Genomic DNA, 13,211 nt, shown 5'->3' with positions numbered 1-13,211 from the left:
GGTGTTGTTCCCCCGTCCGCATCCGGCCGGCTGCGACGATGGGGAACGACACCTCCCGGGGATCCCGGGCCGACGGACGGAGAGGCGGCGGCATGGCGGCGACGGGCTTACGGATGGGCGTGGTCGGTGGCAGCATCGCCGGGTGCGCGATGGCGGTCGCGGGCCTCAGGGCGGGCGCGGACGTCACCGTGTACGAGCGGAGCGCGGGCGCGCTCCAGGACCGGGGACTCGGGATCGTCATCCCGCCCGCCCTGCACGAACGGCTGGTCGCCACGGGCTATCTGGACGCCGCCATGCCGACCGCGCCCGTGGCGGCCCGCGTCTGGCTGACCCGGGCGCCGGACGGACGCTCGGCACGCGAGTTCGCCCGGCAGCCCAGCCCGGTCACCCCCTGCAACTGGGGTCTGCTGTGGCAGGCGTTACGCACAGCCTCCAGCGGCGCACGCCATCACCGCGGGCGTCCCGTCACCGCTGTCGAGCGGACCGCCTCGGGTGGCGCCGTCGTCCGTACCGCAGAGAGCGAGGAGACCTACGACATCGTCGTGGGCGCCGACGGGCACGAGTCGCTCACCCGCCGTGTCCTGGCCCCGGGCCTGCGTCCCTCCCCGGCCGGGTACGCGGTGTGGCGCGGCACGCTCCCGCTGGGCGCGCTCGCGGAGCACCGCCGGCCTCTGGAGCTGCTGCGCGACGCCTGGGTGACGGTCGGTTTCCCCGGCGGGCACGGCATCTTCTATCTCATCCCCCGGGGCGGCGGAGGAGCGGACGACCGTCTGCTCGCCTACGCGATCTACGCGACCCCGCCCGGCCGTTCGCGGGGCGAGGCCGGATACGTACGGCAGCTGGCCGAGGAGTACTTCCCCCAGGAGTGGGCCGAGATCGTGGCCCACGGCGAGCACACCGCGATGACCTGCCACCCCGTCGCCGACCTGCACGCGCCCCTCGCGGCGGACCCGCCGTTCCTGCTCGCGGGCGACGCGGCGGGGGTGACCCGTCCGCACACGGCGAGCGGGGCGGTCAAGGCGCTGCAGGACGCGCTCTGCCTGGAGGAGGCTCTGCGGGCGTCGGCCTCGGCGGCCGGAGCACTGCGGCACTACGCCCGCGAGCGCACCCCGGAGGGCGCGCGGCTGGTGGACCTGGGCCGCCGGCTGGGCCGCGCCCAGGTGGAGCGGGCCCCGGACTGGACCGCGATGGACCAGGGCGCGGTGGAGGCGTGGTGCCGCGCCACCCTCGCGGGCACGAGCAGCTATCTCTACGCGGACTGAGGTTCCAGGCGGCCCCGGATGCCGTCGAAGTGGGTGCGCATGGCGCGGACCGCGCGCACCCCGTCGGCCGCCGCGACCGCCTCGACGATCTCGTGGTGCTGGGCGCAGGTGACGGCCGGGTCCTGGTGGCCGTCGTCCATGTCCTCGCGCACCCGGTCCATGGCCGCCCAGAAGGCATCCAGCACCTCGCTGAGCAGATGGTTGTCGAGGGAGGCGTAGAGCGCGAGATGGAAGGCGCGGTCGGTGGCCCGGGCGACCCGGCCGTCCCGGTCCGCCTCGGACTCCATCGTGGCGACGAGGGCCCGCAGCACGGCCAGGTCCTCCGCCGGGACGCCGGCGGTCACCGTGCCGACCAGCCCGGTCTCCAGCGCCTCGCGCACCTTCATCAGCTCCAGCAGGCCCGGCTCGTCCTGTCCGTGCCGGACGGCGGCCCGGAAGGCCAGTCCCTCGGCGAAGGGCGACAGGGAGAGGGAGCCGACGAAGGTCCCGAAGCCGCGCCGGATCTCGACGACGTTCACGGCCTGGAGCGCCTTGAGCGCCTCGCGCACCGAGACGCGTCCGGCCGTGAACAGCTCCATCAGCTCGGTCTCCGTGGGCAGCGGGTCGCCCGGCCCGAGCCTGCGTTCGAGGATCAGTTCCTTGATCCTTCGCTCGATGTCCTGAGCCATGGTGGGGCGGGCCACAACGGTCCTCCTGATGTGTCGCGGGCTGCCGGTACCTCTTGACCGGTCGCCGGTGCGTCTGTTTAAGGTGAGTCCAGACATAGGACATCTTACGTCTCACGTCGCGGCCTCGTCTCCTCCTTCCGGGCGACGGGCCAGTGTTCCGAACGAGCTGGAGCCCTTCACCATGTCCTTGACCGCACCGCTGCACGGCGTCGTACCGCCGGTCTGCACCCCGCTCGACGACCGCGGAGAGGTCGACACCGCCTCCCTCACGCGGCTCGTCGGCCACCTCGTCGACGGCGGCGTGCACGGGCTCTTCGCCCTCGGCTCGACGAGCGAGGTCGCCTATCTGACCGACGGCCAGCGCGCCACCGCTCTGAAGACCGTGGTCACCGCGGCCGCCGGCCGGGTACCGGTACTCGCCGGGGTCATCGACACGACGACCGCCCGCGTCGTCGAGCACGCCAGGACCGCCGCGGAGCTCGGCGCGGACGCCCTCGTGGCGACCGCGCCCTTCTACACCCGTACGCACCCGAAGGAGATCGCCGGGCACTTCCGCCGGCTGCGCGCGGCCGTCGACCTGCCGCTGTTCGCCTACGACCTCCCGGTCTCCGTGCAGTCCAAGCTCTCCGCCGCCCTGGTGCGTGAGCTGGCCGAGGACGGCACCCTGGCCGGCGTCAAGGACAGCAGCGGCGACGAGGGCGGGCTGCGCCGGCTGATCGTGGAGCTCGGCGGGCGCAAGGGCCGGGCGCAGGGCCCCGTGCCGCACTTCAGTGTGCTGACGGGTTCCGAACTCACCGTGGACGCGGCGCTGCTGGCCGGTGCGGACGGTGTCGTGCCCGGCATCGGCAACGTGGACCCGGCCGGTTACGTCCGGCTGTACGACGCCGCGCGCGCCGGTGACTGGGAGCTCGCCGGCCGGGAACAGGAGCGTCTCGTCGAACTGTTCGCCATGGTCGATGTCGGCCCGGAGCAGGACATGGGCCGCAGCTCCTCGGCGCTCGGCTCCTTCAAGCACGCGCTCCGGCTGCTCGGTGTGATCGACAACGGTGCCACCGCCTTCCCTCAGATCCAGCTGTCCGCCGAGTCCGTCGAGCTGATCGCGGAGCGTCTCGGAGCCGCCGGTCTGCCGCCGGTCCGATGAGCGCGCGGGCGGCCGGGGCCATGGTGATCGGCCTCGACCTGGGCGGTACGAAGATCGCGGCAGCGCTCTTCGCCGCCGACGGCACGGTGCTTGCCCGGCACACCCGGCCCACCCCCGCCCGGGACGGAGCGGCGGCGGTGCTCGACGCGCTCGCCGCGGCGGCCGCCGAGGTGGACCCGGGCCGCTTGGCCACGGTGCTCGGCATCGCCGCCGCCGGGGTCGTCGACCCTCACAGCGGCATGGTCACCAGCGCCACCGACTCGATCAGCGGCTGGGCGGGCACCGCACTGGGCGCCGGGCTCGCGGACCGTACGGGCCTGCCGGTGGCCTGCGACAACGACGTACGCGCCACCGCGGGCCCGGAGCTCGCCGCTCTGCCGGAACGCGGTTCGCTGCTGTTCGCGGCCGTCGGCACCGGCGTGGGCGGCGCACTCGCCGTCGACGGGCGGATGCTGCACGGCGCTTCGGGCATCGCCGGCCACCTCGGCCACCTCCCCAGTGCGGAGGCGGCCGGACTGCCCTGCACCTGCGGCGCCACCGGGCACCTGGAGGCCATCGCCTCGGGACCGGGCATCACCGCCCACTACGGACGGCTCACCGGCGCCCCGGTGGACCGGCTCGAGACGGTGGCCGCCAGGGCGGCCCGGGGTGACGACGCCGCCGTACGCGCGGTCACCACCGGGGCGGCCGCCGCCGGACGGGTCCTCGGCGGCCTCGCCAACGCGCTCGGCCCCGACCGGGTCGTCGTCGGCGGCGGGGTCCCACGGATCGGCGCGCTCCACGGCGACGCGCTGGCCGCCGCCTTCGCCGCCGAACTGATGCCACCGCTGCGCGGGCTCGCCCCCGAGCCCCCGCGCTTCGGCCACGACGCCGCCGTACGCGGCGCCGCGGCCCTGACCAGCACCCTTCCCCTCCACCACCCAGGAGCTCCCCGATGACCGCACAGGACCTTGCCGACACCCTCCGGGGCCGGCTGATCGTCTCCTGCCAGGCGCCGCCCGGCGACCCGATGCGGGAGACCGCCACCCTCGTACGCCTCGCCCTCTCGGCCGTGGCCGGCGGCGGCTCCGCGATCCGCGCCAACGAGCCGGAGGTCGTCGCCGCGATCACCGGCGCCGTGGACCTTCCGGTCATCGGTCTGTGGAAGGACGGCGACACCGGCGTCTACATCACCCCGACCGTCCGGCACGCCCTGGCGATCGTCGAGGCCGGTGCGGCGGTCGTCGCCGCCGACGCCACCGACCGGCCGCGCCCCGACGGCTCCACCTTCGCCGAGCTGGTCACCGCCGTGCACGCGGCGGGCGCCCTCGTCATGGCCGACGTCTCCACGCTCGACGAGGGGATCGCCGCCGCCGCGCAGGGAGCGGACTTCGTCTCCACCACCCTCTCCGGCTACGTGCCCGGGACCCCGGAGCAGACCGGCCCGGACCTGGACCTTGTGACATCTCTCTCGGCCGCGGTCTCTGTACCGGTCGTCGCCGAAGGCCGTATCAATACCCCTGAGGAGGCCGCCGAGGCTCTCGCCCGCGGCGCTCACAGCGTCGTGGTCGGCACGGCCATCACCGCACCCACCGCCCTGACGTCCCGCTTCGTCGCCGGCCTCGCCCGGCCCTGAGCGGCCCTCACCACGCGGGACGGCCGCCCGGCCACGAGACGCCGTCCCGCACCATGGAGCGCACCGTGCAGAAAACCTCCTCCACGCTCCCCTGGTACCGCGAGGTGAGCGGTACCCAGTGGAAGTCCTTCTTCGCCGCCTGGATCGGCTACGTCCTCGACGGCTTCGACTTCGTCCTCATCACGCTCGTCCTCACGGAGATCAGTGACGAGTTCGGGCTGAGCACGGTCCAGGCCGCCAGCCTCATCTCCGGTGCGTTCATCACGCGGTGGCTGGGCGGCGCGGTACTGGGCGCCCTGGGCGACCGGTACGGCCGCAAGTTCTCCATGGTCCTGAGCATCCTGCTCTACTCGCTGGGCACCTTCGCCTGCGGGTTCGCCTGGAACTACCACAGCCTCTTCGCCGCCCGGCTGGCCATCGGCATGGGCATGGCCGGGGAGTACAGCGCCAGCGCCACGTACGTCATGGAGAGCTGGCCGGCCCGTCTGCGCAGCAGGGCCAGCGGCTTCCTGATATCCGGCTTCTCCGTCGGTTCGGTCCTCGCCGCGCAGGTCTACAACTGGGTGGTGCCCTCGCTCGGCTGGCGCTGGATGTTCTACCTGGGCCTGATACCGATCGCCGTCGCGCTGTGGATGCGGCGTGCTCTGCCGGAGGCGGAGGAGTGGACGGCGGACGTCGCGGACCGGGGCGCCAGGCCCAACCCCTTCCGGCCACTGTTCCGGACCCCGCGGCTCGCCGTGGCCAACACCGTCCTGATCGTGGCCGCCACGCTCTCGCTCTTCATGGTCTTCACCCCGGCCGGCGAAGGCATGGTGCCGGTGCTCTCGGTGGTCGCGGGTCTCGCCCTCGTGGCGTTCGCGGTGCAGCTGGGCGGGAAGCGCGGCCGGCTGCTGTACGTCTCGATGATCGTGACGCTGTTCTTCGCGTTCCTGTACTCCTGGCCCATCCAGGCGCTGCTGCCCACCTATCTCAAGACGGATCTGGGCTACAGCACCGACCAGGTCACCGACGTCCTGTACTTCGCGGGTTTCGGCACCATGGTGGGCTGCTGGGCGGCGGGCTTCCTGGGCGACCGGATCGGGGCGAGGAAGGCGTACGCGGTGACGCTGCTGGCCTCGCTGGCGTTCGTCTACCCGGTCTTCGCGGTGGACGACAACCTGCTGCTCCTCGGCTGTCTGCTGTTCCTGCTCCAGGCCACCAGCTTCGGTATCTCCGGGCTGCTGCCGCGGTACATCGGCGGCCACTTCCCGACCGCCGGCCGCGGGGCCGCGCTGGGCTTCACGTACAACGTGGGAGCGCTCGGCGGAGCCGTCGCCCCGGTGCTCGGGGCGCATCTGGCGTCCGGGATGGATCTGGGACAGGCCCTGGCGGTGCTGACCTTCGCGGGCACGGTGATCGTGGTGCTGCTGGTCGGCTTCGACGTACCGGCCAGGCTGAACCGGCTGACGGACCCCGACGCGCCGAGGGACCATCTCGCCGCACCTCCCGAGGCCGCCCGGGCCGAGCGGAAGGAACCGGCGGGCCAGGACCTGTCCTGAGCTCTTCCTCTCCCCTTACGGATAGAAGTGTGTCAGCGACTCCGCGACACAGGCCGGCTTCTGCGACCCTTCGAGCTCGAAGGTGAAGGCCCGGGTCATCCGCGCCCCGCCCCGCGCGACCTCCGTCACCCCGGCGACGGACGCGTGCAGCCGTACGCGGCTGCCGACCGGAACGGGTGCCGGATATCTGACCCGGTCGACACCGTAGTTGAGCGCGCGTCCCACGCCGCTGACCCGGAGCAGCTCGGCGAACATCGGGATACCCCAGCTGAGCACCATGTAGCCGTGGGCGATGGTGCGCCCGTACGGGCCGGCGGCGGCGCGTTCGACGTCGGTGTGGATCCACTGGTGGTCCCCCGAGACGTACGCGTAGACGTCGATGAGCTCCTGGGTGACCTCCTTCCACTCCGAGCGCCCGAGGTCGCGCCCGCCGAGGGCGAGGATCTCCGGGATGCCGTGCACGGTCAGGGGCATCGGTGGTGCTCCGTTCTGCTCGTACGGGGTGTGGACAAACTCTCAGGCGGTGGCGGGCGCGGTGCGGGGCGCGGCGACCGGCTCGGCGGCCTGCTCGTCGTGGTTGGGGCGCTTGAGCAGCAGGAGCATGCAGCCCAGGGTCAGCACCACCTGGAAGACGGCGTAGGCGATGACCGCGGTGATCGAGCCGGTCCGGTTGAGCAGGAACTGGCCGATGATCGGGGTCGTACCGCCGAGCAGGGTGCCGCAGAGCTGGTAGCAGAGCGAGATGCCGGTGTAGCGCAGATGGGCCGGGAAGCGGCTGGCGAGCATTCCGGCCAGTGCCGCGTAGTAGAGGCAGTGCGGGATCGTGGCGACGGCGACACCGAGCATCGCGAGGCCGTAGTTCCCGGTGCTGATGAGGACGAACATCACCGGCATCAGGATCAGCTCGGGAAGCAGCATCACGGTCACCGCGCGGGACCAGCTCTTCATCCGGGTGGCGATGAGGGCACCGAAGGGCTGGACGATGATCTGGGTGACGTTGGCGACGAGGATGATCGTCAGGAACGAGCTGCGGTCGAAGTCGAGGGACGTGGTGGCCCAGGACAGGGCGAACGTCGACTTGAAGTACGTCGCCGACAGGCCGATGGTGCAGGCGCCGATGCCGAGGACGATCAGCATGGGGTGGCTGCGCAGGACCTCGGTCAGCGGGAGCTTGGCGACTTCCTTCTTCTCGATGAGCTTGGCCATGGCCGGGGACTCGGTGACCTTCAGGCGTACCAGCAGACCGACCATGACGAGCGCGGCGGAGGCGAGGAACGGCACCCGCCAGCCCCAGGAGACGAAGGCGTCGTCGGGCAGCTGGCTGATGGCGAGGAAGCTCAGCGTCGAGAGGGTGTTGCCGACGGGCGAGCCCTGCTGGGCGAACGCCCCGTACAGCACCGACTTGCCCTTGGGGGCGTGTTCGGAGGCGATCAGGACGGAGCCGCCCCACTCACCGCCGAGGCCGATGCCCTGGATCATGCGGATGCAGACCAGCAGGATCGGGGCGGCGATGCCGATGGAGGCGTAGCCGGGCAGCAGGCCGATCGCGGTGGTCGAGACGCCCATCATCAGCAGGGTGATGACGAGCGTCTTCTTACGGCCGAGCTTGTCGCCGTAGTGGCCGAAGATGATGCCGCCGAGGGGGCGGGCGAGGAAACCGACCCAGAAGGTGGCGAAGGCGACCAGGGTGCCTATCGGGCCTTCGAGTTCGGGGAAGAACACCTTGTCGAAGACGAGCGCTGCCGCGGTTCCGTAGATGTAGAAGTCGAACCACTCGATGGTGGAGCCGATGAAGGCTCCGAACCCCGCGCGGTTGGCGGCCTTCGTTCGCTCGCGTGCGGTTGCGGTGTTCGCACTCATGGTGGCTCCCGTGAATCAAGCGGATGGGGGCACGGCTGACCCGGCGTCGCCCGAGACGCCCTGGATCGCGTGGTGGAGAGGGGACGGAGAAGAAGGAGGGGACGGTGGGGGGGTGTCAGGCGGCGATGCGTTCGAAGACCGCGGCGAGGCCCTGGCCACCGCCGATGCACATGGTCTCCAGCCCGTAGCGCGCCCCGCTCCGGTGCATCTCCCGGCTGAGCGTGGCGAGGATGCGGGCGCCGGTGGCGCCCACCGGGTGGCCGAGCGAGACGCCCGAGCCGTTGACGTTGATCCGCTGCTCATGGTCCTTCTCGCCGAGTCCCAGCTCCCGGGTGCAGGCGAGGACCTGGGCGGCGAAGGCCTCGTTGATCTCGATCAGGTCGAGGTCGGCGAGGGTGAGTCCGGCGCGGCCGAGTGCTGTGTGGGTGGCCGGGACGGGGCCGATGCCCATCGTCGCGGCGGGGACACCCGCGCGGGCGAAGGAGACCAGACGGACGAGCGGGGTGAGCCCGAGCCGTTCGGCGGTGGCGGCGCTGGTGACGAGACAGGCGGCTGCGGCGTCGTTCTGCCCGCTGGCGTTGCCGGCGGTGACGGTGGCCTCCGGGTCGGACTTGGCCATGATGGGGCGCAGCGACGCGAGTTGCCCGGCGGTGGTCTCGGGGCGGGGGTGCTCGTCCGCGGTGACGACCGTCTCGCCCTTCCGCGTGCGTACGGTCACGGGGACGGTCTCCGCGTCGTAGCGCCCCTCCCGCGCGGCGCGGGCGGCGCGGGCCTGCGAGCGCAGGGCGAGGGCGTCCTGGTCGGCGCGGCTGATCGAGTAGGCACGGCGCAGGTTCTCGGCGGTCTCGATCATGCCGCCGGGAACGGGGTGGTGGACGCCGCCGGCGGTGACCCGTCCGCGAGCCAGGGAGTCGTGGAGCTGGAGGCCGGGGCCCTTGATGCCCCAGCGTCCGTCGTGCGTGTAGTAGGGGGCGGCGCTCATGACGTCGACTCCGCCCGCGACCACGACATCGCTGAACCCGGCCCGGATCTGCATGGCGGCGTCGAGGACGGCCTGGAGGCCGGAGCCGCAGCGCCGGTCGGTCTGGACGCCGGTGACGGTGTCGGGGAGTCCGGCGTCCAGGGCGGCGACCCGGCCGATGGCGGGTGCGTCGGACGAGGGGTAGGCGTGTCCGAGGATCACCTCGTCCACCCGGTCGGGGTCGATGCCCGTGCGGGCGACGACCTCGGCGATGACGCGTGCGGCGAGCGCGGCGGGCGTCTGCTGGGCGAAGGCTCCGCCGAAACGCCCGATGGGGGTGCGCAACGGTTCACAGATGACGACATCGGTCTGGTCGGGCACGGCGGAACACCTTTCGGCGGCTCGGGTGTGTGGGGTGACCTTCGCACTGGACCACTGAGTCGGTCCAATATCGAGTTTCCGCACATTCAAGACGCCACGCGTCTCAATCGGGCAGCCGTGGCCTTTCGACGGGGTCGGCGGGCCGGATCAGGGAGACGACCCGGCAGGGCTCCCCTCCACCGCCCGCCGTGCCTCGGCCACCACGTCGGGGTCGGTGACGAAGTGGGTGTCCTGCTCGGCCGACACTCCCCCGGCGCCGAGCGGTACCCAGCTGCCGCCGCGCCGGCGCGGCGCCCTGGTCTTGGCGGAGAGGTGAACGGCGGCGACGCCGGCCGACATCAGGGCCGGGATGTCGGCGGGGCGCACGCCGCCGCCGGCCATCACCTGCACCTTGGGGACGGCTGCGGTCATCGCGGCGATGACCCTCAGCCCGTCGGCCGCTGCGGGAGCACCGCCCGAGGTGAGGACCCGGGTCACGCCGAGTCGGGGAAGCAGGGCGGCGGTGGCCACCGGGTCGGCGGACTGGTCGACGGCGCGGTGCAGGGTGACGTCCACCGGGCGGCCCGGGGTGTGGGCCGCTTCGACGAGCCGGGCGACCGCCACGGTGTCCAGGGCACCGTCGGCGGTCAGCGCACCGATCACCACGCCGGAGGCACCGGAGGCGATGACGGACCGCACCTCGGCGGCCATGAGCTCGATCTCCTGCGCGTCATGGACGAAATCGCCGGGCCGGCACCTGACCAGCACCTGCACCGGCAGCCCCTCCCCGGCGACCGCCTCCACCAGCGCGGCCGAGGGGGTCAGGCCGCCCAGCTCCAGGGCGGTGCAGAGCTCGACCCGGTCCGCGCCGTTCTCCCGGGCCGCACGGGCGCCGGCCGGTGAGGTGACGGCGATCTCCAGGGCGGGACGCTCGGTCACTCGTCTTCGCCTGTCAGCGGCCGGTCGGAGGCGGGGATGACACGGGCGAGAAGATCCGGGGCGGCCATCTCACGGTCGAACGGGAACATCGGGCGGCGGATGCGGTGGTGGCCCAGGCGTACGAGGTCCTGGTCCACGCCTCCGGGGGTGAGCGCCATCTTCCAGCCGACCGACATGTCGAAGAGCTCGGGCTCCAGATAGCCGATCTTCACGATCACGATGTCGGCGCCTCGCGGGTCGAGGTCCAGGTCGGTGAAGTCGTGCTCGTGGTGGTACGGCTTGCGAAGCCCGGTGAGGATCGCGTACACGCTGCCGACCCGGATCACGGCCTCGGTCCGGGCGTCACGGTCGCCGTGCCTGATGGCGTGCACCGTGCCGGTCAGGGTGACCGGGCCCGCGTGGCGGTCGTCCACCTCGGCACCGGCGGTGACCGTGACGGTGGCGCCGACACCGGCGGCGACGGCGGTCTCGACGGCGGCCGGTCCCGGCACCGAGGCGTAGATGACGGTCGGACCGTCGTCCTTCTGGAACTCGGGGCGGGCCAGCAGCCTGGTCAGGCCCCAGGTCACGTCGCCGGCGCCCCCGGCGGTCGGGTTGTCCCCGGTGTCGCTGATGAAGTACGGGCGCCGGACGGACCCCAGGGCCTCGTCCAGGATGCCGTCGAAGGTTCCGGTCGGGGCGACGAAGGCGAAGTCGTCGCGCGCCTTCCAGAAGCCCTGGGCCAGACGCTCGGCACCGGCCGAGACGGCGGCCTCGTCGGTGCCGGTGACCACCACCGCGGCGCGGTTGCGGGGTTCGTCGGCCCAGGCGTAGCCGACCCATATGGCGGCGTCGATCACGCCGTCCACGGCCTCGACGTCGTCCACGGCCGCGTACACGCTCCTGGCCGGCTCGATCCGGGTGGAGGTCTGCTCGCCGGCCAGCAGCACCGGCACCGGCACCCACGCCTTGACCGGGCGGGGCGCTCCGGAGGCCAGCAGCTCCACCAGGTTGCGGACGGCCCGTTCCTTGGTCTCCATGTGGTCCTCGTGAGGGGCCATCCGGTAACAGGTGATCAGGTCGCTGCGGTGGACGAGTTCGCGGGAGACGTTGCCGTGCAGGTCCATCGAGGTGGAGATGATGACGTCGGGGCCGACGGTGGCGCGGATGCGCTCCAGCAGGATCGCCTCGGCGTCGTCGACGCCCTCCACGGTCATCGCGCCGTGGATGTCGTACCAGAGGCCGTCCGGGCGGGGCAGTGCGGCGAGCCGTTCGATCAGCTCGCCGGTCAGCTCGGCCCAGGCGGCGGCGGTGACGGTGCCGCCCGGCAGCGACTTGCCGACCAGGGCGCCGTGCCAGTCGGCCGCCTCGCGCAGTTCTTCACCGGGGGCCAGGAAGGGGTACCGGTCCATCACCTCGGCGCCGCGCGAGGGGTGGAAGGCGGCGGCCTGGGTCCTGGCGGGGGAAAAGGTGGAGGACTCGATGCCGAGTCCGGCTATGACGATGACCGGCCGGGAGGCGGTACGGGATTGCGACATGGCTCCTCGTAGGGGTGGGGCATCAGACGTGACGGGGCGGGGCGGTGCCGAACTGGCCGGTGCCGCCCACTTCGTGCAGGGCGTGGGCCAGGGCGCGCTGCAGGGCGAACTGCCCGGCGCCGACCAGTCCGGCGTCGGCGCCGAGGCTGGCCCGCTCGATGGTGAGGTGCTCGGTGACGAGCGGGTGGCAGCTCTCGTAGAGCCGGCTGCGCACGGCGGCGACGAACGGTTCAAGGGTGGAGAGGATGCCGCCGAGGTAGACGGCTTCCGGATTGAAGAAGTTGACGTTGGCGGCGAGCACCTGGCCGAGGTACTCGCCGGCCCTGCGGACCGTGCGGGTGGCCAGGGGATCCGCGTCGATGGCCAGTTGGGCCACGTCCTCGATGCTGCTCACATCCGCCCCGCGCTCGTTGAGGATGCGGACCAGGGCGGCGCCCGACGCCACGGTCTCCAGACAGCCGGTGTTGCCGCAGGAGCAGGGGATGTCGGCACCGGCATCGATCCTGATGTGGGTGATGTCCCCGGCAGCGCCGGTCGCGCCCCGGTAGAGACGTCCGTCGACGATCACTCCGGCGCCGATCGCGGATCCGATCTTCACCATGATCGTCTGACGGCGCCCGTCGAGCCGTACGGTGTGCTCGCCGACCGCCATGCAGTTGGCGTCGTTGTCCACGGCCGCCGGGATGCCGAAGCGTTCCTCCAGCCAGGCGGTGACCGGGAAGCGGTTCCAGCCCGGCATCCGCGACGGCAGGACGACCGATCCCGACGCGATGTCCACGGGTCCGGGCAGCGAGAGCCCGACCCCGCGCAGGCGGTCGCGTCCGCGCTGTTCGGCCAGCGCTTCCAGGGTGTCGGCCAGCCGGGACAGAGCCGCCTCGGGTCCGTCGGCAACCAGGAACGGGACGGTCGAGACGTCGGTCAGGCCTCCGCCGGGCAGCACCACGCCGATCCGGGCGTGCCGGCCGCCGAGGTCGGCGGCGACGGCGAACTCGTCCCGGCTGCCGAGCCGCAGCACTTTGCGGGGACGCCCGCCGGTGGAGGACTGGGTGCCCTCCTCGGCGATCAGCCCGCGCTCCACCAGCTGGGCCACGGTGAGAGAGATGGTCGATGCGGCGGCCCCGAGCAGTTCGGCGAGTTCGGCACGTGAAGATGCCTGACCCGATGCGATGAGTTCCAGGACCCGCACGGCGACGGCCGAGGTCCCTTTCGTGGCCTTGCGGTCCCACGCACTTATTCCAGTCATGTACAAAGTTACTTCCGCAACGGTGTGGTTGGCGAAGACAATACGCCCGCGCTTGGCACGGGGGAACAGCTTCGCGAAGAAAGTGCGCCATCCAAAATCCTGCCGTA

Annotated in this window: 12 protein-coding genes; 5 read left to right on the top strand and 7 right to left on the bottom strand. The window is 72.3% G+C overall.

What is annotated here, in order from left to right; all coding sequences use genetic code 11:
* Positions 1–92 precede the first annotated feature (92 nt).
* On the top strand, positions 93–1,262 hold the full coding sequence (locus tag ACIREO_RS21095) for an FAD-dependent monooxygenase (protein WP_404112354.1): 1,170 nt from the start codon (positions 93–95) through the stop codon (positions 1,260–1,262).
* Here ACIREO_RS21095 and ACIREO_RS21090 read toward each other — a convergent pair.
* Positions 1,250–1,945 (bottom strand): FadR/GntR family transcriptional regulator, encoded by a 696-nt coding sequence (locus ACIREO_RS21090; RefSeq protein WP_404112351.1) that lies wholly within the window; start codon positions 1,943–1,945, stop codon positions 1,250–1,252. The two genes, ACIREO_RS21095 and ACIREO_RS21090, sit on opposite strands and share 13 nt — an antisense overlap.
* A gap of 166 nt (positions 1,946–2,111) precedes the next feature.
* Here ACIREO_RS21090 and ACIREO_RS21085 point away from each other — a divergent pair, with 166 nt between their 5' ends.
* From ACIREO_RS21085 to ACIREO_RS21070, 4 genes are read left to right on the top strand one after another with little or no spacing between them, the layout of a single operon-like run.
* Positions 2,112–3,071, top strand: coding sequence for a dihydrodipicolinate synthase family protein (locus tag ACIREO_RS21085; protein ID WP_404112349.1), 960 nt, complete (start codon positions 2,112–2,114; stop codon positions 3,069–3,071).
* A complete protein-coding gene (locus ACIREO_RS21080) occupies positions 3,068–4,009 on the top strand; it encodes an ROK family protein (protein WP_404112346.1) in 942 nt (313 codons plus the stop codon). Before ACIREO_RS21085 ends, ACIREO_RS21080 begins: the two co-directional genes overlap by 4 nt.
* Entirely contained in the window at positions 4,006–4,686 is a 681-nt protein-coding gene (locus ACIREO_RS21075) for an N-acetylmannosamine-6-phosphate 2-epimerase (protein ID WP_404112343.1), read from the top strand. Before ACIREO_RS21080 ends, ACIREO_RS21075 begins: the two co-directional genes overlap by 4 nt.
* A gap of 53 nt (positions 4,687–4,739) precedes the next feature.
* Positions 4,740–6,224: a sialate:H+ symport family MFS transporter gene (locus tag ACIREO_RS21070; protein ID WP_404112340.1), complete on the top strand. Its 1,485-nt coding sequence runs from the start codon at positions 4,740–4,742 to the stop codon at positions 6,222–6,224.
* Between the two features lie 15 nt (positions 6,225–6,239).
* Here the strand turns inward: ACIREO_RS21070 and ACIREO_RS21065 are convergent, their stop codons facing one another.
* From ACIREO_RS21065 to ACIREO_RS21040, 6 genes are all read right to left on the bottom strand, one after another.
* On the bottom strand, positions 6,240–6,698 hold the full coding sequence (locus tag ACIREO_RS21065) for a MaoC family dehydratase (RefSeq protein ID WP_404112337.1): 459 nt from the start codon (positions 6,696–6,698) through the stop codon (positions 6,240–6,242).
* 42 nt (positions 6,699–6,740) lie between these two features.
* Entirely contained in the window at positions 6,741–8,084 is a 1,344-nt protein-coding gene (locus tag ACIREO_RS21060; protein ID WP_404112334.1) for an MFS transporter, read from the bottom strand.
* Between the two features lie 115 nt (positions 8,085–8,199).
* Positions 8,200–9,426, bottom strand: a complete 1,227-nt coding sequence (locus ACIREO_RS21055) for an acetyl-CoA C-acetyltransferase (protein ID WP_404112331.1) — start codon at positions 9,424–9,426, stop codon at positions 8,200–8,202.
* Between the two features lie 147 nt (positions 9,427–9,573).
* A complete protein-coding gene (locus ACIREO_RS21050) occupies positions 9,574–10,344 on the bottom strand; it encodes a copper homeostasis protein CutC (RefSeq protein ID WP_404112328.1) in 771 nt (256 codons plus the stop codon).
* Positions 10,341–11,861 (bottom strand): M81 family metallopeptidase, encoded by a 1,521-nt coding sequence (locus tag ACIREO_RS21045; RefSeq protein WP_404112325.1) that lies wholly within the window; start codon positions 11,859–11,861, stop codon positions 10,341–10,343. The genes ACIREO_RS21050 and ACIREO_RS21045 overlap by 4 nt, the downstream gene beginning before the upstream one ends.
* Before the next feature lie 22 nt (positions 11,862–11,883).
* Positions 11,884–13,104, bottom strand: a complete 1,221-nt coding sequence (locus ACIREO_RS21040; protein WP_404112322.1) for an ROK family protein — start codon at positions 13,102–13,104, stop codon at positions 11,884–11,886.
* Positions 13,105–13,211: the final 107 nt, after the last annotated feature.

This window comes from Streptomyces sp. NPDC102441 (assembly GCF_044765585.1).
In the GTDB taxonomy this organism is placed as follows: Bacteria; Actinomycetota; Actinomycetes; order Streptomycetales; family Streptomycetaceae; genus Streptomyces.
Note: the sequence above shows the minus strand (reverse complement) of the source record. Positions and strands in the feature narration are given on the sequence as shown.